A 21,512-nucleotide genomic window follows, 5' to 3' on the forward strand; every position below is an offset into this window, starting at 1 on the left:
GTCATGGCGGAGAACAAGAGTGCAAGGCGTACCTGAGCAGTTTGACGATGAGAGAGACAGCGCGCGTTTTCGCCACCTGGCCCAGGTGCCGGGCGTCGAGCTTTACCACGCGCATATCTCCCGCTACGCCTTTGAACCCCATACCCATGAAGCCTTCGGCATTGGTGCAATAGAAGCCGGTGCCGAGCGCTTTCGCTACCGCGGCACCCAGTACGTAGCGCCCGCCAATTCCGTTGTAACCATGAATCCGGACGAGCTGCACACCGGCGAAGCCGATAGTGCTGACGGCTGGCGCTACCGGATGGTTTATCTCGACCCCTCGTTGCTGGAAGAAGTGACCGGCATCCGTCACTGGTGGTTCAGTGACGTGATGCGTCACGACCCACTGCGCACGCAGCAAATCTGCGGTTTGATCCATGGGCTCTGGCATACAGAGGATCCGTTAGCGCAAAAAGGGCTACTGCTCGATCTCATCGACAGCTTCAGTCCGCTGGCTCGCCATGCGCCGGTTTATCAGGAAGGCACTCACCGCTTTGAGCGCATACGCGAGTTCCTGCATGATAACTACATGCACACCCTGACGCTGGATGAGCTGGCACAGGTCGCTTCACTCAGCCCATACCATTTTCAGCGCCAGTTTAAAGCCCATTATCACGTCACCCCGCATCAGATGCTGATGGCTATCCGCCTCTGGCGTGCGAAAAACTTTCTCACCCTCGGCATGCCCGCGGCCGAAGTGGCGGCGGCGACCGGCCTGACGGATCAATCACATCTTACCCGCGCCTTTACCCACCGCTATGGCATTACCCCGGTACGCTATCAAAAGCAGGTCGCCCGGCGCTAATGCGCAATCTCATACAATATTCCGCGCTTGGTGATTTCTACACTGGTGGCGTTAACCGTCAAAGTGGATGGAAGTATGATTAGTGGTGTGTTGTATGCCCTGCTCGCGGGCATGTTGTGGGGGCTGATTTTTGTAGGCCCGTTGTTGCTTCCTGAATACCCTGCAGCGTTGCAGTCCACCGGGCGTTACCTTGCACTGGGGTTGATTGCGCTGCCGCTCGCCTGGTTGGGCCGTCAGCGCCTGCGCCAGCTCACGCGTTCTGACTGGTCTACCGCGCTGGCGCTGACCATGATGGGCAATCTGATTTATTACGTCTGCCTCGCCAGTGCCATTCAGCGCACCGGTGCGCCGGTCTCAACCATGATCATCGGTACGCTGCCGGTAGTGATCCCGGTCTGCGCCAATCTGCTCTACAGCCAGCGCGATGGCAAACTCGCCTGGGCAAGCCTCGCCCCTGCACTGCTCTGTATTGCCGTTGGGCTTGTGTGCGTCAACATTGCTGAGTTGCAAGACGGGCTTCCCAATTTCACCTGGTGGCGCTATGGCTCCGGTGTGGTACTGGCAATGGTATCGGTGGGCTGCTGGGCCTGGTATGCCCTGCGTAACGCACAGTGGCTGCGGGAAAACCCGGACAAAAATCCGATGATGTGGGCCACTGCGCAGGCGCTGGTGACGCTCCCGGTTTCCCTATTAGGTTATGCCGCCGCCTGCCTGTGGCTGAACGTTCAGCAGCCGGACTTTGCCCTGCCTTTCGGCCCAAGCCCCTGGGTATTTATCGGCTTGATGGTGGCGATTGCGGTGCTGTGCTCCTGGGTGGGCGCAATGTGCTGGAACGTCGCCAGTCAACGCCTGCCGACGGTTATCCTCGGGCCGCTCATCGTTTTTGAAACCCTCGCCGGGCTGCTTTATACCTTTGTGTTGCGCCAGACAATGCCCGCGTGGCTGACGCTTTGCGGCATTGCGCTGCTGGTCATCGGTGTGGTGATGGCGGTACGGGCTAAGCCTGAAAAACCGTCTGTCGTCTCGCTCTCAGAACCCTCTTCTTAACATCACCGCTCCCGTTCGGAGCGGTAAAACCATTCCCTCTTCTCCAAAAGGGGTATATCATCGACTTAAAGATGCATTTAAAATACAACTTATAAATTCGATGATGAGGTAACTGCTATGGCCTTCCGTGACCAACCCCTGGGTGAACTGGCGCTTTCCATTCCGCGTGCATCTGCGCTGTTCCGTAAATACGATATGGATTACTGCTGCGGCGGCAAGCAGACACTGGATCGTGCGGCAACGCGGAAAGAGCTGGATGTGAGTGTGATTGAAGCGGAGCTGGCAAAACTGGCTGAGCAGCCTATCGAGAAAGACTGGCGCGTGACTGCGCTGGGCGAAATCATCGACCACATCATTGTGCGCTACCACGACCGTCACCGTGAACAACTGCCAGAGCTGATTCTGCAGGCCACCAAAGTGGAACGTGTTCATGCTGACAAACCGAACGTGCCCAAAGGGCTGACAAAATATCTGACCATGCTGCATGACGAGCTTTCCAGCCACATGATGAAAGAAGAGCGCATTCTGTTCCCGATGATAAAACAGGGAATGGGAAGTCAGGCCTCAGGCCCAATCAGCGTGATGGAAAGTGAACATGATGAAGCGGGTGAACTGCTGGAAGTGATCAAGCACATCACCAATAACGTGACGTCGCCGCCGGAAGCCTGCACCACCTGGAAAGCGATGTATAACGGCATTAACGAATTGATTGATGACCTGATGGAGCACATCAGTCTGGAAAACAATGTTCTGTTTCCGCGTGCCCTCGCTGGAAATTAATTAAAGGCGCCCGAGAGCGCCCTGTTTCATGGAAGTCATTTAGAGCCGCCGAAGCGGCTCTTTTTTATTGCCCGTAATGCGGGTTTATTTATTCAGGTTTTGCAGACGCTTCTTGCCAACAATCATCCAGCCCAGGCCCAGCACGACAAACCACAATGGCGTGATGATCAGCGCTTCACGGGTATCCTGCTCCAGGGTCAGGAGCGCCACCACAAACACGAAGAACGCCATGCATACCCAGCACATCAGCTTACCCAAAGGCATCTTATAAATAGACGCTTCGTGCAGATGTGGGCGTTGTTTACGGTAGACAAGGTATGAGCACAGGATAATCGTCCAGACGAACATAAACAGAATCGCCGACACGGTGGTGATCATGGTGAACGCGGCAATCGCGCTTGGGTTCACGTACAGCATCACAACGCCGCCGAGCAGGCAGATACAGGAGAAGGTCAGCCCTTTTGCCGGTACGGCACGTTTAGAGAGTTTACCAAAAGCTTTCGGTGCTACGCCGTCCTGCGCCAGGCCGAACAGCATGCGGCTGGTAGAGAACACGCCGCTGTTTGCGGAAGAGGCAGCAGAGGTCAGCACCACAAAGTTAATGATGCTCGCCGCAGCAGGCAGACCCACCAGCACGAACAACTCAACAAACGGGCTCTTATCCGGCACGACGGAGCTCCACGGCGTCACGGACATAATCACAATCAGCGCGAAGACGTAGAACATGATGATACGAATCGGGATGGAGTTAATCGCACGCGGCAGGGATTTCTCCGGGTCTTTGGTTTCCGCAGCAGTGGTGCCCACCAGCTCAATCCCCACGAAGGCGAAGACCGCAATCTGGAAGCCAGCAAAGAAACCGCTGATACCTTTCGGGAACCAACCGCCGTCGTTCCAAAGGTGCGCAACAGACGCTTCCACCCCGGTCGGTGATTTGAAATGCGTCAGCACCATCACCAGGCCCACGACAATCAGCGCCACAATGGCGACAATTTTGATCATCGCAAACCAGAATTCCATCTCACCAAACATTTTCACGGTGGCAAGGTTGAGACTCAGCAGCACGACAACAATAGTCAGCGCCACGATCCAATCGGACAGTCCTGGGAACCAGAACTGCGCGTAGGCGGTGATAGCCACCACGTCCGCCATTCCGGTCACCACCCAGCAGAACCAGTAGGTCCAGCCGGTGAAGTACCCCGCCCACGGCCCGAGCAGGTCGGCGGCGAAGTCACTGAAAGATTTATATTCGAGATTCGACAGCAGCAATTCGCCCATCGCCCGCATGACGAAAAACAGCATAAAGCCGATAATCATATAAACGAAAATGATCGACGGGCCGGCAAGACTGATTGTTTTCCCCGATCCCATAAACAGCCCGGTACCAATGGCGCCACCAATAGCAATAAGCTGAATATGTCGGTTTGTTAGATTGCGCCGTAGCGACTGTTCAGTCGAAGCCTCTTCATCGGCCGCGACTTTTACCTGATCTACCATGTTTATTTCCTGTCTGTGTTGTTGAGGCTCTTCTGGCCTTTAATTACGTCATTCGCCCTTTTGCGGACGGAACGATATTAGGTAAGAATTGGCGGGATGAATACTCTGAATTCAAGACGATGTTAAATATTTGTTTAAAGTGAGCAGCATATCACTCGAATTAGGGGATGGAGTTCACAAAAATACACCGCATTTCGCGCATGGCAAGATAAAGTATCGAAATTAATTCATTTAATGAATGATTAGCGTAGCTTCGTCTTCCTCTCCCCCTGGGAGGAGAGGAAAGCGTCGTGAAGATTACAGGATTTCCAGTAATTCCACTTCAAACACCAGGGTGCTGAATGGCGGGATGGACGCACCAGCGCCACGTTCGCCATAGGCCAGGTTGTGCGGAATGGTCAGTTCCCATTTGGAGCCAACCGGCATCAGGGTCAGAGCTTCGATCCAGCCACCAATCACGCCATTTACCGGGAATTCAGCCGGCTCGCCACGTGCAACAGAGCTGTCGAACACGGTGCCGTCGGTAAGTTTACCGGTGTAATGTACGCGAACACGGTCAGTGCGCGCCGGGATAGCGCCTTCGCCTTGAGTGATAACGCGGAATTGCAGCCCGGATTCGGTGCTGCTCACGCCTTCTTTCTCACGGTTTTCGTCCAGGTATTTCACGCCTTCGGCTGCCATCTCTTCGAAGCGAGCACGGCGCACAGCGTCCGCACGTTCGTGAATTTCACGCAGCGCACGATGAACAACGTCCACCGGTACAGCTGGCTGTTTGCCTGCCAGTGCATCTGCCAGACCGGCAACGAGTGCTTCCGGTAACAGCCCCTGTAAGCCGGATTCGCTAAGCTGCTGTCCTACCTGCAAACCAATGCCATAGCTGGCCTGTGCTTCAATCGTGTCAAACGTTGGGGTTGTCATGGGTCTTCCTTTCATCACTTTTTAAGGTAGCGCGCAGCATAACAGCCACGCTGCAGCGGGTAAAACTTTGTCGCAGTAAAGATGACAAATCGCAGAGAAACAGAAAGAATACTCCCGGTAAGATTAATCCCAATGTCACGGCGGGAGATATCACATTACGCAGCCGATCAGAGAGTTAGCCATCTATACTCAATATCACAGGATAATAAATGACGCGGAGCAGGAGGAAAGCCATGCCCGGGCGATTTGAACTGAAACCTACCCTGGCGAAAATCTGGCACGCCCCGGACCATTTTCGCATTCTGGACCCGCTTCCGTCATTGCACCGCAAGGGGCTTATCCTTGCTTTCGCCATGGTGGTAATAGGAATTCTGCTCCCTTCCGGAAGTAATACGCCAACACCGTCCTCAACAGGCCGAGAAGCCCAACTGGATATCCAGTCACAATCCCAGCCCAACGCCCCTGTCCTGACCGCGCCATCGGGACAAAATCAACCGTCTGCGCCGCTGGTGAATGAGCCACAGCAAAGCGTACCGCTAGAGCCTGAACCGGTACAGGAGCAACCTCAGGAAGAAGTACAAGCGCCACAACATACCAATACCAATGCACCATCCGCAGGTGGCATTGAGCAACAGTGGCGTACGTATCGGATAGAACAGGGTAAAACGCTGGCGCAGGTCTTCCGTGACCACAATCTGCCACCGACTGACGTGTATGCGATGGCGAAAGTGGAAGGAGACGGGAAACCGTTGAGCACACTGCAAAGTGGTCAGATGGTGAAGGTTCGCCAGAATGCCAACGGCGTGGTGACAGGGCTGACGATTGAAGGTGGTAATGGCCAATCCGTACTCTTCACCCGCCAGCAGGATGGTAGCTTTATTCGCGCGCGATAGGCACTGACAGACAAATTCCCGGCGGGACAATGGCCTGCCGGGAATAGCTCAATAATTATCGACTTTTCGCGACCTTATTGACCCACCAGATGCCAGAACAGACCAGCACCAGTGCCACGGCATATTTCCATTCGAAGATATTCTCGCCGAGGAATATGGCGGACAACAGCGCGCCTGAGACCGGGATCAAGAAGTTAAACGGCGCAATCATGCCGACGCGGTTGTACTTAAGCAGCACACTCCACAGCGCAAAAGCAACGGACGAGAGCAGCGTCAGGTAGCCAAGAATCATCACCGATGAAAGGCCATGCACGGTGAGTGAACCGCCACAAACATAACCGCCGAACATCAGCACCAGGCCACCAAAGGCCAGCTGATAACCCGTCATCACCATTGGGTCCACCGTCTGCGAGATGCGTTTACCGTACAGCGTGGCCGCTGACAGGATGAACGCTGCCAGCACCACGAAGCCATCGCCCATCAGACTGAAACTGAAATCCAGTGAGCCGCTGCTGAGGTTAACGACCATGACGCCGGTAAAGCCCAGGACACAGCCGAGGCTCTTGTTAAAACTGAGTTTGTCATTCTGATAGATGAAGTGCGCCAGCAGTACACTAAAGAAGGTCCCCGTCGCGTTCATGATCGACCCTTTCACCCCGGAGGTGAAGGCCAGACCGACGTAGAAGAAGATGTATTGAAGAGAGGTTTGCGTCACACCAAGCAATGCAACCTGACCAAACTGACGGGGTGAGAGGCGACCGGGCGGCTTGCCCTGCGCCAGCATGAACAGCAGTAGCAGAAGCCCGGCAAAGAAGAAGCGGTAGCCTGCAAAAACCACCTTGGACGGGATATCATCCACCGAAATCTGGAAAATCTCGTACCCGCTTTTTATTGCCGGGTAGGCACTTCCCCAGAGTAAACAACAGAACGCTGCACCTGCATATGCCGCATTTTTGCGAGCAAACAGCGGCGCAGGGAGTACCGTTTCCATTTCGTCCCCATTTTTAAAATCACGTTTTAAATCTGATTATCGCGGATTAGCACAGGAATGGAAATAGAGGGGGGGTGCATGAGCGCAGGAAAGCAAAACGCCGGCACAAGGCCGGCGTTTTTACGCAACGTCAGAAACTGAATTACTCAGCAACAACGGTTACGGTCAGTTTAGCAAACACTTCGCTGTGAACCTGGAAGTCCACTTCGTGTTCGCCAGTGGTACGCAGAACGCCGTTCGGCAGACGAACTTCGCTCTTAGCAACGTTCACGCCAGCTGCAGTTACAGCGTCAGCGATGTCGCGAGTACCGATAGAACCGAACAGTTTACCTTCGTCGCCAGATTTAGACGCGATGGTTACAGTGCCCAGTGCTTTGATTGCTTCAGCACGTGCGTTAGCAGCGGCCAGAACGTCAGCCAGTTTGGCTTCCAGTTCAGCACGACGTGCTTCGAAAAACTCAACGTTTTTCTTAGTAGCAGGAACAGCTTTACCCTGTGGGACCAGGAAGTTACGAGCGTAGCCCGCTTTAACATTGACCTGATCACCCAGGCTGCCCAGGTTTGCTACTTTATCAAGCAGAATAACTTGCATTACCTTATCCTCTTAAAGTCGTATAAATGGACTGTGCCCGATTACTGATGACGATCAGTGTACGGCAGCAGGGACAGGTAGCGAGCGCGTTTGATAGCGCGAGCCAGCTGACGCTGATATTTTGCACGAGTACCGGTGATACGGCTTGGGACAATCTTACCGCTTTCGGTGATGTAGTTTTTCAGCGTTGCGATATCTTTATAGTCGATCTCTTGAACGCCTTCCGCGGTGAAACGGCAGAACTTGCGACGACGGAAATAACGTGCCATATGGCTAGTCTCCAGAATCTATCAATTCAATCTGCTCGGCATGCAGAACCATTTTGCTCAGGCCGTTCTTTGCCTTGTGGCAAGAAATGAACCCCTGAACGATTACTGCGCTACCGACCGTTATACTGTGAGTAATGGCCTGGTTTTCGTGTCCGCTAATAATAACGGGCATTTGGCACCACGCCTGCCGGTGAAAACCGGCTTCCTCTTGCACAGAGCGATGCTCAAGCACGAACTGGCAATGAGGAATTCCTGATGGGCTGACCTTTCGAAGGGGCATCCTGCACACGGTGCCGGATAACACCAGACGGTTGGTCATCAGAAATTACTCTTCAGAATCCCCAGCATCTGCATCATCTGCGGTTTCGTTTGCGAAATCATCGCGACGCTCACGGCGCTCGTCTTTCGCTTTAACCATCGGAGATGCTTCGGTAACAGCGTGCTTAGTACGCATTACCATGCTACGGATAACGGCATCGTTGAAGCGGAAGTTTGTTTCCAGCTCATCGATAACTTCCTGCGGTGCTTCAACGTTCAGCAGAACGTAGTGCGCTTTGTGCAGTTTGTTGATCGGGTAAGCCAGCTGACGGCGGCCCCAGTCTTCCAGACGATGGATCGTACCTTCTGCTGCAGTGATTGCACCAGTGTAACGTTCGATCATACCCGGAACCTGTTCGCTCTGGTCAGGATGGACCATAAAAACGATTTCGTAATGACGCATCGAATTGCTCCTTACGGATTATTCAGCCTCCTGTCTGGGTCAGCCGAGGCCCATGGAGGCAAGGAACGTGTTAAAGGTCGGCTGAAAAATGACGCGTCATAATACTTATCTCGCCCCCCAAACTCAAGCTGATTGCGCAAATAATTCGCACTAACCGCAAAGCCGCCTCACACCACCGAATTAAACTTAAGACAAACCGCATCACGGCAAATTTTTGAACGACTGCATCAGAAATGGTCGCGATACGTTTTGGCGGGAAAGCGTAGACTTTATGCATACCCAAACACAGGGACGAACGCATGACCTGACGGTGACAAAGTCAGTTGTTGTGGAGCGTAACATCATGAAAAAAATCGCAATCTTATTAGCTATGCTGTTGCTGAGTACCAGCGCGACGGCCGCCATCAAAATTAATAGTCAACAGGCCCGCAACATGGACGATGTACAGAGCCTAGGCGTGGTCTACATAAACCATAACTTCGCTCAGGAAAATGAAGCGGAGAAAGCGTTGAACGACGAGGCCAATGCACGCGGGGCGAAATATTTCCACACCCTGATAATGCATGAGCCAGGCAGCAATAACAGCCTGCATGCCAGCGCAGAAATCTACCGTTGATTCACGCCATCGTGCCACAGAGAAAAATGGCCCCGGACGACCAGACACCTTCACCCCAAGGTGAGGTTGCCCGGGGCACCGTTTTTACTTCTGCCCATAATAGGCATCAGGGCCATGCTTGCGCATAAAATGCTTATTCATCAGATAGTCATCAATCGGCTTTAACCCGGGGTTAATCCCACGAGCAATCCAGGCCATTCGCGCTACCTCTTCCATCACTACCGCATTGTGCACTGCTTCAGCGGCATCCTTTCCCCAGGCAAAAGGTCCATGCTGGTAGACCGCAATACCCGGTGTATGCAGCGGGTTGCTGTTCCCCAGGGTTTCGACAATCACCTTGCCTGTATTGCGTTCGTACTCATCCTCTACCTCTTCTTTCGTCAGTCCACGGGTACAGGGGATATTGCCAAAGAAATAATCCGCATGCGTAGTGCCCATCGCGGGGATCGGCAGTCCAGCCTGCGCCCAAGCCGTGGCATGTGTGGAGTGAGTATGGACAATTCCGCCCAATTGAGGGTAGCGCTTGTAGAGTTCCAGATGCGTCGCCGTATCTGAGGAGGGGCGGTATTGGCCTTCGACTACATTCCCCTCCAGATCCACGACCACCATGTCATCTGCTTTCATGACCTCATAGGCCACCCCACTCGGCTTGATCACGATGACACCGCACTCCCGGTCTATGGCACTGACGTTTCCCCAGGTAAAGGTCACCAGTCCGAAGCGCGGCAGATCCATATTGGCTTCAAACACCTGCTTTTTGAGCGTTTGCATCAGGCTGCCTCCGTAATCCCGGCGCGCGACATCCGCGTTTTCACCCAGTCCCTCGCCTTCGCCACTTCTTCTACCGGGTTATCTGCCGTTTCGCTCCACATTTCAATCAGATAGGGGCCGCGATAACCGCTTTCCTCAAGGGTGCGAAAACAACGTTCAAAATCCACCACACCGGCACCGAAGGGAACGTTTTTAAAGACTCCCGGGCGCGTATCCTTTATATGTACGGCAACGATATGCCCGATGCCGGCCTGCAGCTCCATCTGTACGTCGTTGTCCCAGGCAGACAGGTTGCCGATATCCGGATAAAGCTGGAACCACGGATTGTTCAGGTAATGCGCGTATCCCAGTGCTTTGCTGATAGAGTTCATGAGCGGATAATCCATGATCTCCATCGCCAGCGTCACCTGCGCCCGGCTGGCCATATCAACGCTCTCTTTTAATCCGTCACGAAAACGACGGCGGGTCTCATCGTTCGCCTGCTGGTAGTAAACGTCGTATCCGGCAAGCTGAATCACACGAATGCCGGTGTCCTGGGCAAACTGAATAGCTTTACTCATGATCGCCAATCCCTCGGCACGGGTGGCATTGTCTTCGCTGCCTAACGGAAAACGCCGATGAGCACTCAGGCACATCGACGGTACACGAACGCCTGTTTCGGCTACCGCGCTCACCAATGCCAGCCGTTGTTCAGCACACCAGTCGAGACGTGCCAGACGCGCATCCGTTTCATCTACCGACATTTCGACAAAATCAAAGCCCAGCTCTTTTGCCAGTTGCAACCTTTCCCGCCAGCACACCCCGGCGGGGAGTGCTTTCTCATAAATACCCAGCGGATTGTGTTTCGATAACATCGCCACTCCTTAACCCCAGAGCTGAGCAATCGAGCGCTTGAACTGACGAGCAGCTTCTACCGGATCAGTGGCATCGCGGATGCTGCGCCCCGCAATAAAGACGTGAATAGGAATACCTTTGAACAGCGGCAGATCTTCCAGCGCCAGCCCGCCAGTGACCGTCACTTTGAACCCCATTTCAGCCAGCTTTGTCACCGCATTGATGTCGGCCTCGCCCCAGGCAACACCCGCAGCCTGGGCATCACGGCTGCGGTGGTAGACAACCTGTTGGATGCCCGCATCACGCCATTGTTGCGCCTGCTGCCAGGTCCAGTAACCGGTTAATTCAATCTGCACATCGCCATTAAACTCTTTAGCAACGTCCAGTGCGCCTTTGGCGGTGTTGATATCCGCACAGCAGATCACTGTTACCCAGTCAGCATTGGCTTCAAAACACATCCGTGAGAGGATTTTCCCGGCGTCAGCAATTTTGGCGTCTGCCAGCACAATTTTGTGCGGGTACAACGCCTTCAGATCGCGCACCGCGCGGACACCTTCGCCCACGCATAAAATGGTACCGACTTCGATAATGTCCACCTCTTCGGCAATCAGACGGGTGGTTTCATAGGCATGGGACAGCGTCTGGTTATCCAGGGCTACCTGTAACATCGGTAAATCAGACATGATTATTGCTCCTTTACACTGACGCCGCCGTGGCGCTATCAATTAAGTCGAGGACGTCCTGCGCCGTTTGGCAGGTACGTAAACGGTCGAAGTTGTCTTCATCTTCAAACAGATTGACGATTTGCATGATGCCGTCTTCCTGATGCGTCCGGGCATCAACGGCCGCAAGGGTGATGAGGATATCCACCGGATCGTTATCTTCATGGTTAAACACCAGAGGTGTTTTTAATGTCACCAGCGCGAAACCGTTTTTCAGGACACCTTCTTCCGGACGACCATGAGGCATCGCCAGACCAGGCGCGATAACGAAATAGGGCCCAAAGCGCGCAACACCATCCAGAATGGCCTGGAAGTAACGCGGTTCAACAACGCCCGCCGCCTCCAGGAGATCAACACCAATTTTCACTGCCTCCTGCCAGGTACTGGCCTCAGCCTGCAAGCGAATTGCATTGTTCTGCACCAGCGAGTCACGTAATTTCATGGCGAATCCTTATTTCACATCCTGCGCGAAATGCGCGTTGATCACTTCCATCAACTTCGGACCAAAATCCGCGGCAGAAAGCATATTGCGAACGCCCACAACGTGCTTATTGCCGGAGACCTCTATCTCCCCCGCGACATGGGTCGAGGCGATAATGATGTCGGCGCCTGAGAGCTCGCTTTTGTACTCCCCTACTGCACAGCTGTTCACCGTGTGGTCGACGCCCTGCTGAGTCAGAAACTGGTCAACTTTCATTTTCATGATCATCGAGCTACCTTGCCCACAACCACATACAGCCAGAATACGAACGGTCATTTTCAAACTCCTTCTTAAGCAGAGTGTTCTGTCAGTTGTTTTTCCGCGTCTTCTTCAGCACGGAGCGTACGTCCAGCGAAGAACATATAGATCAGGGCAATCACGATAATCACGCCCATAAACCACAGACCCAGGGTCATCCCTTGCATCATGGGCGGTGCCAGAATTGACCAGTCAGCCATCCCCATCCAGGCGCTCATGCCGGTCAGTTTCACCGCCCATACGCAGCCAAAGATCTCAATCATGCCCATCACCAGACAAATTTTGAGCGCAGCGCGCCAGCCGCCAAAGTGGTTAGCAAATACACCAATAGTGGCGTTGGAGAAGAACATCGGGATAAAGCCAGGAATAATCAGAATGGAGGAGCCGCAGGCAATCAGAATGCCGACCGCAATCAGCTGGCCGATGGTGCCCCACATGAAGCCCCAGACCACAGCGTTTGGTGCGAAGCTATAGATCGCCGCACAATCGATCGCCAAAACGGCGCCAGGGATTAAGCGTTGAGAGATCCCATTAAAGGCTTCGGACAGCTCAGCCACAAACATGCGCACACCCTGAACGATGATGAAAATCGCCACGGCAAACTGGAAACCGGTTTGCAGGATGTAGACCGTCCAGTGCACTTTCCCCGCCATTACCTGCACGGTGCTGATACCAAAAGAGAGCAGGATTGCGCCGAAGAACACCGTCATGACAATGGCAGTGGAAACAATGTTGTCATGGAAGATATTCAACCAGCCGGGTAGTTTCAGATCTTCAACGCTTTCCTCTTTTTTCCCCAGATAAGGGGCAATTTTGTACGCAATCCAGGAGGCAAACTGCTGCTGATGCCCGATAGAGAACCCGCAGTTATCCGTAACCGCCTGCGTCGGCTTGTACATCATGTTGGACGTGATCCCCCAATAGAGCGACACCAGCACGGCAGAGCAAATAATGGTGGTCCACATCGGGTAGCCGAGAATAAAGAAGAACACCAGCAATCAGCCCAGCCTGCTGGAACATGATGTGCCCGGTCAGCATGATGGTACGTATACCGGTAATGCGCCGCAGCAACACATAAAGAATGTTCAGCGCCAGAGCGAGCAGTACGGCATAGCCGACCCAGCTGTAGGCGTCCCCCATCCGTTCGATAGTGGCCATCATTGAGGCGTAGGTATCTGAAATAGCACCGTTAATGCCATAAACCTCGGACATTTTGGCGACAACCGGTTTGAACGTGCTGGTCAGGATCCCCGAACCGGCCTGCAATAACATGAAACCGATAATGGTTTTGATGGTCCCTTTGACGATAACGCTGACACTTTTCCTCAACAGGATGTAGCCAATACAGGTCACGATGCCCAGCAGCAGGGGGGCGTTAGTCATGACCTGATTAAAAAAGATGGTGAAGACGTTGTAGAGGATCTCCATAACTTGCTCCAGTCAGAAAGGTGCTTCATCTCCACGACGTAGCACAAGGTGTAAATTCACTCTACCAATCAAAATAAATCACAAAAAGATTGCTTTTGATTATTTGTGATGCATCACGCAATTTATTTGTTCAATCCTGAAACTTATCTTCTGGCATTACGAGGAGATACGTAAAAATCATTTACTTTCAATAAAATAAATAAAAAATCCTTTAATTTCCGGCTTAAAAACGCATACTTTCAGGAAAATAACCCCTTTATATATTCTGATTTAATCTCTTGCGGCCATGAAAAAACTGTGAAAACATAAATCACAAGTCATCATTAAATGATTATTTTTGATAAAAAACGGTAAGGAGTGGCACGATGAGCAAGATTGAAACCATTACTCGCGAATCATGGATCCTGAGCACCTTTCCTGAGTGGGGCAGCTGGCTGAATGAAGAAATTGAACAGGAGCGCGTTGCACCAGGGACCTTCGCCATGTGGTGGCTCGGGTGTACAGGCATTTGGTTAAAATCCGAGGGTGGTGCAAATGTCTGCGTCGACTTCTGGTGCGGAACGGGTAAACAAAGCCACGGCAACCCATTAATGAAAAAAGGCCACCAGATGATGCGCATGGCCGGGGTAGAAAAACTGCAGCCCAACCTGCGCACTACACCATTTGTGTTGGATCCTTTTGCCATTCGTCAGGTGGATGCGATCCTCGCCACTCACGATCACAACGATCATATTGATGTGAATGTCGCCGCTGCCGTTATGAAAAACTGTGCCGACGATGTGCCCTTTATTGGTCCGCAAACCTGTGTTGACTTATGGGTGGGCTGGGGAGTACCAAAATCACGCTGCATCGTCGTGAAACCGGGCGATGTGGTGCGTATTAAAGATATTGAAATTCATGCACTTGATGCTTTCGATCGTACAGCTCTGATCACACTCCCCGTTGAACAAAAAGCGGCAGGCGTACTTCCGGATGGTATGGATCAGCGTGCGGTGAACTATGTCTTTAAAACCCCTGCCGGCACGCTATATCACAGCGGGGATTCCCACTACTCCAACTACTACGCCAAACATGGCAATGAGTATCACATCGACGTGGCATTAGGTTCATACGGTGAAAACCCACGCGGTATCACCGATAAAATGACCAGTGCTGATATGCTGCGCATGGCTGAAGCGCTCAACACCAAAGTGGTTATCCCTTTCCACCACGATATCTGGTCAAATTTCCAGGCCGACCCACAGGAAATCCGCGTGTTGTGGGAGATGAAAAAAGACCGCCTGCAATATGGCTTCAAGCCTTATATCTGGCAGGTCGGTGGCAAATTTACCTGGCCGCAGGATAAAGACAATTTCGAATACCATTACCCGCGCGGTTTCGACGATTGCTTTACGCATGAGCCGGATCTGCCATTTAAATCTTTTCTCTAAAAGTCATAGCGGGATGCAGCAATGCACCCGCTTTTCTTTCAGGAAATGCACATGAATATTTAGTAATTTCAGGCTATTTCAAATATCATCTTTTCACATCATTTCTCATCGGAATAGCTCATGACGGAAGCGCAACGACATCAAATATTGCTGGATAAACTGGCGCAGACGGGCTTTATTACGGTTGAGCAGGTTATAGCCAGCCTGGGCGTTTCACCGGCCACCGCGCGACGTGATATCAACAAACTTGATGAGACTGGCAAGCTCAAGAAAGTGCGCAACGGCGCTGAAGCCATCAGTCAGCAGCGCGCACGCTGGTCGCCTATGAATATCCACGAAGCGGTGCATCACGATGAAAAAGTGCGTATTGCCAGAGCCGCGTCGCACCTGGTCAATGCCGGAGAGAGCGTAGTTATTAACTGCGGCTCCACTGCCTTTCTACTGGGCCGTGAGATGTGTGGTAAGCAGGTGCAAATCATCACCAATTACCTGCCGCTCGCCAATTACCTGATTGAGCAGGAACATGACAGCGTAGTGATCATGGGCGGGCAGTACAACAAGACGCAATCCATAACCCTTGGCCCGCAGAGCAGTGAAAATAGCCTTTATGCCGGGCACTGGATGTTCACCAGCGGCAAGGGATTAACCGCCGAAGGGTTGTACAAGACCGATATGCTGACCGCGATGGCCGAGCAGAAGATGCTCAATATGGTCGGTAAACTGGTGGTGCTGGTCGATAGCAGCAAAGTCGGCGAACGTGCCGGCATGCTGTTTAGTAGTGCCGATCAAATCGATATGGTCATTACCGGCAAGCAGGCTAACCCGGAGATCCTCAAGAAGCTTGAGGATCAGGGGGTCAACGTGCTGCGGGTGTAATCAAAGAGTACGCGTGAAGAAATCGACAGTCGCTTCCAGTGCCGTTGGCGTAATACGGTGCTTCACGCCAGGCTCTGTGAGAAACGTAAGCTGACTGTCCCGACCTTCCTGCACCAGCGCCTGCTGCAAACGAACGGTTTCGGCAACAGGCACCACATCATCCGCCTCACCATGCCACAACAGCAATGGACGATCTGCCAGTTGCTGTAAATGCGTAGTGGCATCCCATTGTGCCAGTGGCGCAATCAGCGCTTCCAGGTCCGTTATCTGATGGGGCTGAGTCGTATCAAGTGGCGGGAAAAGTGAACGCGAGAGCGTGGAGAAGTAACCTGACCCCATCAGACAAGCCACACTGCGTACATCCGGGAACTGAGTCATGATACCAAGCGCCGTCATCCCCCCCATTGATGCCCCTCCTACAGCCAGCCGATTCCCCTCAATCAAATCAGCCTGAGAAAGCGCATCCCGCAGTGCGGGAAATTCCGTAAAATTGCCCTGCAGGATTTGCCAGAAATGCAGTAAACGGGCGGATTCATCACCGTTATACCGCGCACCGTGTTCCGGCGCATCCGGCATAATGACCCGAAATCCGGCCTGTGCCAGCGCCACGGCGAAGTAGCTGTAAACCAGCTTTGACGAGGTAAATCCGTGGTAAAAAACAATCGTGGGCAGTGGCTGCGATGCATTTCCCCTCGGGAAAGCATGGAGTGTTTCAATACCTGCAAATTGCCGTACTTCGAGTTCAATCATGACGCCTCCTTGTTTTATAGTGCTGGTATGCCACTGCCCTGTAACAGGTGCAAGTCAGAGTTAGCATATAGACCTCAAACATTGAGATATAGATTACGCTTTCACCGAATTTTCATTCGAAAATAACGGCAGGGATAACAATTTGGGAACATTCCCCTGAGAGGGAATTATCGAGGAACTACACTATGGCAATCAGGAGACATGAAAACATGATGCGCATGTTTAGCGCTATTCTGCTGACGTTGGTATTAAGCAGTTGTAGCGTGCTGGAAGGTAAACCACAGCCGGCTCCCCCGGTGAGCGATCATCCTCAGGAAATCAGTCGAAATCAGACGCAAAACCTGCAGGAAATCGGGTCGGTCAGTGTGACGGTGTTAGGTTCACCGATGGATGTAGAAGACGCAATCAAAGTTAAAGCGACTGAGGCCAGAGCGGATTATTACGTCATTTTGCTGATAGATGACACCGTATTCCCAGGACGTTTGTACTCAAGTGCTCTTTTGTATCGTCAGTAAAAGCGCGTTGTTTAAGGAAGATTTACACTGATTTTCATCCGTTTATGTTCGCCTGTGCACAATGGATTGTATGGATTCTCTCGCGACGGAATGCCCTGTCATTGATCGGGGTAACGTGAAATGGAGCTGATATGAAACGATCTCTTGCCTTAACCTCACTGTTGCTTTCTGTGGGCATGATAAGCACCACAGCGCAGTCCGCAGAGTTCGCGAGTGCTGACTGCGTCACCGGGCTGAATGAAATTGGCCTGATTTCTGTCAACAATGTTTCCGGAAGTCCACAAGAAGTCGAGCGTGTTATCGCGTTGAAGGCAGATGAACAAGGTGCATCCTGGTATCGCATCATTCAAATGCAGGAAGAACAACGGGTAGACAACTGGCGGGTAAAGGCCATTCTTTATGCCTGACAAACCGATCGCCTAAAAGCCACTTTTTAATAGTGGCTTTTTTGTTTACGCTACTGTTAACAATGGGTTACCTTGAAGATATATTTATGTAACATTTAGTTACATTGACAAATTAAATGTTATCGAATTATTGCCGTTGAAGGTGCTGACATTCTTTTCAGCGGATATTTTATGAGCACCTCTTTTAGTCGCATTGGACTCGGTACCAAGCTTTCCCTTCTGACGGGAACAAGCGTAGCCGTGCTGTTCCTGGTTTTTACTTTTCTGTTAAGCAATAAAGCCAGTCAGCAACTGGAAACCCTTGCGATGGAAGATCTCCATAACCAATCCAGCGGTGTGCAGGATATGGTGGAGATGTTCAACAGCAGCCTGAGTGAAGAGGTTGAAAGTTATACCCGCCTCTTCAGCAGCTTCCTACCCCAGCCTATAACTATTGATCAATCGCAGGGTCGTGAAATAAATGGCATCAGCGTTCCCTTACTGAAAGGGGGCGACAGCGACCTTCATGAAAACAACGCCACTGTTGATGATTTTCTTACCCGCACCGGCGCTATCGCCACGCTATTTGTTCGCAGCGGCGATGACTTTGTGCGTGTTGCTACCTCATTACGCAAAGAAAATGGCGATCGTGCGATAGGGACGCGTCTGGACAAAGCCAGCCCGGCTTTTGCCCCGGTATTAAAAGGTGAAGTCTACCGTGGGCTGGCGCTGCTATTCGGCAAGCGCTACATCACGCAGTACCAGCCGGTAAAAGATGCCAGCGGCAACACCATTGCTATTTTGTTTGTCGGTGTGGATATCACCCACTCGTGGGAGGTCATGCGCGGCAAGATCCTCGGACGCCAGTTGGGTGAAAGCGGTCATTTCTACGTTATCGATCGCAATAGTGGCAAAAACTATGGCAACTACCTCTTCCATCCCAGTGAAGAGGGTAAGCACCCACAATGGAATGACGCCGATCTGCGCACCGTTCTACAAGAAACAACCGGTACGCTTGAGCATCAAAGCCCCGATGGTCGTACGCAGATGCTCTCCTGGATAACCGTACCGGGCTGGAACTGGACGGTTGTGGGAGAAGTCGATAAAGCGGTATTACTGAGCGACGTGAACACGTTACGTAATCAATTCCTGATTGCGGGGCTGGTCCTTTCTCTGCTGTTTGCGGCGTTGTTTGTGGTGATTGTCCGCCGCTGGCTGACCCGTCCACTGCGTGATGCTATTGGACTGGCGAGCCGTTATGCATCAGGCGATCTGCGGGCCAGCCTGGAGGTCAAACGTCAGGATGAAGTGGGCCAGCTTATTGATGCCATTAATGGTATCGGAAATGGGTTGCATGCCATTGTCATTCAGGTGCGTGAGTCAGCTGGCGAAATTCATCTCGGTACTAACGCACTGGCCGCCGACAGCAGCGAGATTAGCGAGCAAATTAACAAACAGGCAAGCAGCGTCGAAGAGACCTCAGCCAGCATGGAGCAGCTTACCGCCACCGTGCAACAAAACGCCGCCAACATGGAAGAAATGCAGTCGCTGGTGAATGAAACCTCCCTGGAAGTCCAAAAGGGTGGAACCACCGTCGGAGAAGCCGTGGCAACCATGGACGCGATTCGTACCGCCTCTCAGCGTATTGCCGATATCACCCATGTGATTGAATCTATCTCCTTCCAGACCAATATCCTGGCACTGAACGCGGCAGTTGAAGCCGCGCGAGCCGGGGAACATGGTAAAGGGTTTGCCGTCGTAGCCCAGGAAGTGCGTGCGCTGGCTGCGCGCAGCGCCAATGCCGTAAAAGAGATCGATGAACTGACCAGCGATACGCTCAAAAAAGTGCGTGAAGGACATACCTTGTCCGACAACACCCGCCATGCGATGGAATCCATCACGAAGCATATGAGCCATATCAACCAACTGGTGAAAGAGATCAACCACGCTTCTCACGAACAGTCAGCAGGTATTAATCAGGTCAATATTGCGATGACACACATTGGTGAAGCCACGCATATTAACGCCGGGCGGGTTTCGCGCAGCGAGCAAACAGCCGCTACCCTGCGCGAAAAAGGGGCACACCTGACCGAGGTTGTCCGCCTGTTCAGTCTGAAATCGGACTAACCGACACCACCGGTGGCACGCAGCAGCAGGTCATTTTGCGCCTGTTCTGCCACCACCGGAGTCCCTCGTGCATCCAGCATCATCCGGCACCAGGCTTGTGCCACCAACGGAGGGGCGTATTGCAGCATCTGCGCCCCTGTCGCTAACAGGTACAACTGTTGCGTGATTCCCCTTCCTTGCGCTTCCTGCGGTTTATGTAACTGCTGCTGCAACTGCCGCCAGGCGCGATCAAAATGCCTGTCCTGACCTTTGACAGCCCCGAACGCCTCATGCAACAACTCGTTGATACCCGGTTGCTTGGTCAGTACTCGCAAGACATCAAGACACATAATATTGCCTGAGCCTTCCCAGATACTGTTGACCGGCATTTCCCGGTACAGGCGGGGAAGCTCGCTCTCTTCGCAGTACCCCGCGCCACCGAGCACCTCCATCGCTTCCGCGACAAACGGTATCCCCGCCTTACAGACGGTGAATTTCGCGACCGGTGTAAACAATCGTGCCCAGAGTGTCTCTTCCGGTGTAGCCCGGTTATCCCAGGCACGGGCAAGACGGAACAAAAACGCTGTCTGCCCTTCCAGTTGCAGCGCCATACGGCTAAGGACTTCACGCATCATGGGCTGGTCGACAAGATTTTTCCCGAAGGCCTGCCGTTGATGTGCATGATAAAGGGCAACGGAGAACGCCCGGCGCATCAGTCCATGACTCCCCAGCGCACAATCAAAACGCGTCAGGCCGCCCATTTTGAGGATTTGGCGCACGCCATCTCCCTCTTCACCTAACAGCCAGCCGTTGGCCTCACAGAACTCCGCTTCGCTGCTGGCATTGGAGCGGTTACCGAGCTTGTCTTTCAGCCGTTCCAGTCGCACTCCGTTCCGTTGTCCGCCGGGTAAAAAACGCGGAACAAAAAAGCAGGAGAGCCCGCCGTCAGCCTGTGCCAGCACCAGGTGAGCATCGCTTTGCGGTACCGAGAAAAACCATTTGTGCCCCACCAGCCGGTAACTGTCGCCACTGCGTTGCGCTCGCGTGGTATTACTGAGCACGTCCGATCCGCCCTGTTTTTCCGTCATCCCCATGCCAATCAGCAGACCCCGTTTTTGGTTTCCCGGCGCAAGATGCGGATCGTAACGATCGCTCATCAGCGGCTTAACCCAGTCGTGAAACGGTTTAGGCAGCGCGTGCTGCAGTAGAGGCGTGGCGGCAAAGGTCATGGTAACAGGGCATAAGGATCCGGCTTCTACCTGCGCATGAAGCACGAACCGGGCAGCACGGGCAACAAAGGAACCACTGCGGGCATCTTCTTCCCACGCCAGGTTATGAACGCGATTAGCACAAAGTCCCTGCATCAGTAAATGCCAGGCGGGGTGAAAGCGTACGTCATCAAGCCGTGCGCCTGTCGGGTCGTAGCGCAGCAATTCAGGCGGGTTTACGTTGGCTAGCCTGCCCAGCTCCAGTGATTCCGCCGTCCCTAACTGCTGGCCGATACTGGCAAGCAAGTCAGCATCCCAGCCTGCGCCTTCGCGCAATACGGCGTCATACAAGGCACGATCGGAAAGGAAAAGATTACTGTTATTCAAAGGGATAGGTTGATTAAAAACGGTATGCGTTTGCCATTGCATCTGCTCGCCCTCCATCAATGACTATGGAGATAAGTATGGTCAGACGCGGGGCGTCTCGCCCGCGATAACGGTCACAAAACCGTATGTGCAGTCGCTTTCTGTTTGCGTTACGGACACTTAGCGACAAGGCTTAAGAGCATGAAACCAGGA

The 21,512-nt window shown here is 52.8% G+C and carries 24 protein-coding genes and 1 pseudogene; 10 read left to right on the plus strand and 15 right to left on the minus strand.

Translation table 11 applies throughout. The features are described from left to right. The first annotated feature begins 19 nt into the window (after positions 1-19). The 3 genes from AC5JPW_RS12795 (at position 20) to ytfE (ending at position 2,671) form a co-directional block, all read left to right on the plus strand. Entirely contained in the window at positions 20-844 is an 825-nt protein-coding gene (locus AC5JPW_RS12795; protein ID WP_494240748.1) for an AraC family transcriptional regulator, read from the plus strand. 75 nt (positions 845-919) lie between these two features. Beyond that, the gene (locus AC5JPW_RS12800; RefSeq protein WP_494240750.1) at positions 920-1,891 is read left to right on the plus strand and encodes a DMT family transporter; all 972 of its coding nucleotides are present in this window, start codon (positions 920-922) and stop codon (positions 1,889-1,891) included. 117 nt (positions 1,892-2,008) lie between these two features. Further along, positions 2,009-2,671 carry an iron-sulfur cluster repair protein YtfE gene (ytfE, locus tag AC5JPW_RS12805; RefSeq protein WP_494240752.1) on the plus strand — a complete coding sequence of 221 codons (663 nt, stop codon included), beginning with the start codon at positions 2,009-2,011 and terminating at the stop codon, positions 2,669-2,671. 84 nt (positions 2,672-2,755) lie between these two features. On the opposite strand, the gene cycA is transcribed toward ytfE, so the two are convergent. Both cycA and bamJ read right to left on the minus strand, forming a co-directional pair. Beyond that, the gene (gene cycA / locus AC5JPW_RS12810; protein ID WP_494240754.1) at positions 2,756-4,168 is read right to left on the minus strand and encodes a D-serine/D-alanine/glycine transporter; all 1,413 of its coding nucleotides are present in this window, start codon (positions 4,166-4,168) and stop codon (positions 2,756-2,758) included. Between the two features lie 297 nt (positions 4,169-4,465). Then, the gene (gene bamJ, locus AC5JPW_RS12815) at positions 4,466-5,086 is read right to left on the minus strand and encodes a BamJ family beta-barrel-assembly machinery protein (RefSeq protein WP_494240756.1); all 621 of its coding nucleotides are present in this window, start codon (positions 5,084-5,086) and stop codon (positions 4,466-4,468) included. A 233-nt stretch (positions 5,087-5,319) separates the two neighbouring features. On the opposite strand from bamJ, the gene AC5JPW_RS12820 reads away from it, so the two are divergent. Further along, the gene (locus AC5JPW_RS12820; protein ID WP_494240757.1) at positions 5,320-5,979 is read left to right on the plus strand and encodes a LysM-like peptidoglycan-binding domain-containing protein; all 660 of its coding nucleotides are present in this window, start codon (positions 5,320-5,322) and stop codon (positions 5,977-5,979) included. Between the two features lie 55 nt (positions 5,980-6,034). Here the strand turns inward: AC5JPW_RS12820 and AC5JPW_RS12825 are convergent, their stop codons facing one another. From AC5JPW_RS12825 to rpsF, 5 genes are all read right to left on the minus strand, one after another. Further along, positions 6,035-6,970 carry a DMT family transporter gene (locus AC5JPW_RS12825; RefSeq protein ID WP_494240759.1) on the minus strand — a complete coding sequence of 312 codons (936 nt, stop codon included), beginning with the start codon at positions 6,968-6,970 and terminating at the stop codon, positions 6,035-6,037. 142 nt (positions 6,971-7,112) lie between these two features. Continuing rightward, positions 7,113-7,562 (minus strand): 50S ribosomal protein L9, encoded by a 450-nt coding sequence (gene rplI / locus AC5JPW_RS12830; RefSeq protein WP_494240761.1) that lies wholly within the window; start codon positions 7,560-7,562, stop codon positions 7,113-7,115. Positions 7,563-7,603: 41 nt separating this feature from the next. Then, a complete protein-coding gene (rpsR, locus tag AC5JPW_RS12835) occupies positions 7,604-7,831 on the minus strand; it encodes a 30S ribosomal protein S18 (RefSeq protein ID WP_000135199.1) in 228 nt (75 codons plus the stop codon). 4 nt (positions 7,832-7,835) lie between these two features. Beyond that, entirely contained in the window at positions 7,836-8,150 is a 315-nt protein-coding gene (gene priB, locus AC5JPW_RS12840; RefSeq protein WP_049838972.1) for a primosomal replication protein N, read from the minus strand. Positions 8,151-8,156: 6 nt separating this feature from the next. After that, on the minus strand, positions 8,157-8,552 hold the full coding sequence (gene rpsF / locus AC5JPW_RS12845) for a 30S ribosomal protein S6 (protein WP_006686337.1): 396 nt from the start codon (positions 8,550-8,552) through the stop codon (positions 8,157-8,159). 343 nt (positions 8,553-8,895) lie between these two features. Between rpsF and AC5JPW_RS12850 the strand changes: the two genes are divergently transcribed. Continuing rightward, positions 8,896-9,168, plus strand: coding sequence for a YdgH/BhsA/McbA family protein (locus tag AC5JPW_RS12850; protein WP_494240785.1), 273 nt, complete (start codon positions 8,896-8,898; stop codon positions 9,166-9,168). Between the two features lie 84 nt (positions 9,169-9,252). Here the strand turns inward: AC5JPW_RS12850 and AC5JPW_RS12855 are convergent, their stop codons facing one another. The 6 genes and pseudogenes from AC5JPW_RS12855 to ulaA all read right to left on the minus strand — a co-directional run bounded on the left by AC5JPW_RS12855 (position 9,253) and on the right by ulaA (position 13,662). Continuing rightward, positions 9,253-9,939, minus strand: a complete 687-nt coding sequence (locus AC5JPW_RS12855) for an L-ribulose-5-phosphate 4-epimerase (RefSeq protein ID WP_494240786.1) — start codon at positions 9,937-9,939, stop codon at positions 9,253-9,255. Then, positions 9,939-10,793 carry an L-ribulose-5-phosphate 3-epimerase gene (locus AC5JPW_RS12860; RefSeq protein ID WP_494240788.1) on the minus strand — a complete coding sequence of 285 codons (855 nt, stop codon included), beginning with the start codon at positions 10,791-10,793 and terminating at the stop codon, positions 9,939-9,941. The genes AC5JPW_RS12855 and AC5JPW_RS12860 overlap by 1 nt, the downstream gene beginning before the upstream one ends. Before the next feature lie 9 nt (positions 10,794-10,802). Further along, positions 10,803-11,456 (minus strand): 3-keto-L-gulonate-6-phosphate decarboxylase UlaD, encoded by a 654-nt coding sequence (locus tag AC5JPW_RS12865; protein WP_494240790.1) that lies wholly within the window; start codon positions 11,454-11,456, stop codon positions 10,803-10,805. A gap of 13 nt (positions 11,457-11,469) precedes the next feature. Next, positions 11,470-11,937, minus strand: a complete 468-nt coding sequence (ulaC, locus tag AC5JPW_RS12870; RefSeq protein ID WP_494240792.1) for a PTS ascorbate transporter subunit IIA — start codon at positions 11,935-11,937, stop codon at positions 11,470-11,472. A gap of 9 nt (positions 11,938-11,946) precedes the next feature. Continuing rightward, positions 11,947-12,252, minus strand: a complete 306-nt coding sequence (ulaB, locus tag AC5JPW_RS12875) for a PTS ascorbate transporter subunit IIB (protein WP_494240793.1) — start codon at positions 12,250-12,252, stop codon at positions 11,947-11,949. Between the two features lie 14 nt (positions 12,253-12,266). Beyond that, positions 12,267-13,662, minus strand: a pseudogene (gene ulaA / locus AC5JPW_RS12880) (PTS ascorbate transporter subunit IIC). A 365-nt stretch (positions 13,663-14,027) separates the two neighbouring features. Here ulaA and ulaG point away from each other — a divergent pair. Together ulaG and ulaR are read left to right on the plus strand one after the other, a co-directional pair. Beyond that, on the plus strand, positions 14,028-15,092 hold the full coding sequence (gene ulaG / locus AC5JPW_RS12885) for an L-ascorbate 6-phosphate lactonase (RefSeq protein WP_494240794.1): 1,065 nt from the start codon (positions 14,028-14,030) through the stop codon (positions 15,090-15,092). A gap of 120 nt (positions 15,093-15,212) precedes the next feature. Further along, complete coding sequence (gene ulaR, locus AC5JPW_RS12890; RefSeq protein ID WP_494240796.1) at positions 15,213-15,968, plus strand: HTH-type transcriptional regulator UlaR; 756 nt, start codon at positions 15,213-15,215, stop codon at positions 15,966-15,968. Here ulaR and yjfP read toward each other — a convergent pair whose 3' ends face one another. Continuing rightward, positions 15,969-16,718, minus strand: coding sequence for an esterase (gene yjfP, locus AC5JPW_RS12895; RefSeq protein ID WP_494240798.1), 750 nt, complete (start codon positions 16,716-16,718; stop codon positions 15,969-15,971). Between the two features lie 185 nt (positions 16,719-16,903). Between yjfP and bsmA the strand changes: the two genes are divergently transcribed. From bsmA to AC5JPW_RS12910, 3 genes are all read left to right on the plus strand, one after another. Then, positions 16,904-17,233, plus strand: coding sequence for a biofilm peroxide resistance protein BsmA (gene bsmA / locus AC5JPW_RS12900; protein ID WP_494240800.1), 330 nt, complete (start codon positions 16,904-16,906; stop codon positions 17,231-17,233). A 131-nt stretch (positions 17,234-17,364) separates the two neighbouring features. Beyond that, the gene (yjfN, locus tag AC5JPW_RS12905; protein ID WP_494240801.1) at positions 17,365-17,640 is read left to right on the plus strand and encodes a DUF1471 family protease activator YjfN; all 276 of its coding nucleotides are present in this window, start codon (positions 17,365-17,367) and stop codon (positions 17,638-17,640) included. 171 nt (positions 17,641-17,811) lie between these two features. Beyond that, complete coding sequence (locus tag AC5JPW_RS12910; RefSeq protein ID WP_494240803.1) at positions 17,812-19,746, plus strand: methyl-accepting chemotaxis protein; 1,935 nt, start codon at positions 17,812-17,814, stop codon at positions 19,744-19,746. Here the strand turns inward: AC5JPW_RS12910 and AC5JPW_RS12915 are convergent. Further along, the gene (locus AC5JPW_RS12915) at positions 19,743-21,362 is read right to left on the minus strand and encodes an isovaleryl-CoA dehydrogenase (RefSeq protein WP_494240805.1); all 1,620 of its coding nucleotides are present in this window, start codon (positions 21,360-21,362) and stop codon (positions 19,743-19,745) included. The two genes, AC5JPW_RS12910 and AC5JPW_RS12915, sit on opposite strands and share 4 nt — an antisense overlap. Between the last annotated feature and the right edge of the window lie 150 nt (positions 21,363-21,512).

It is taken from the genome of Phytobacter sp., assembly GCF_059074235.1.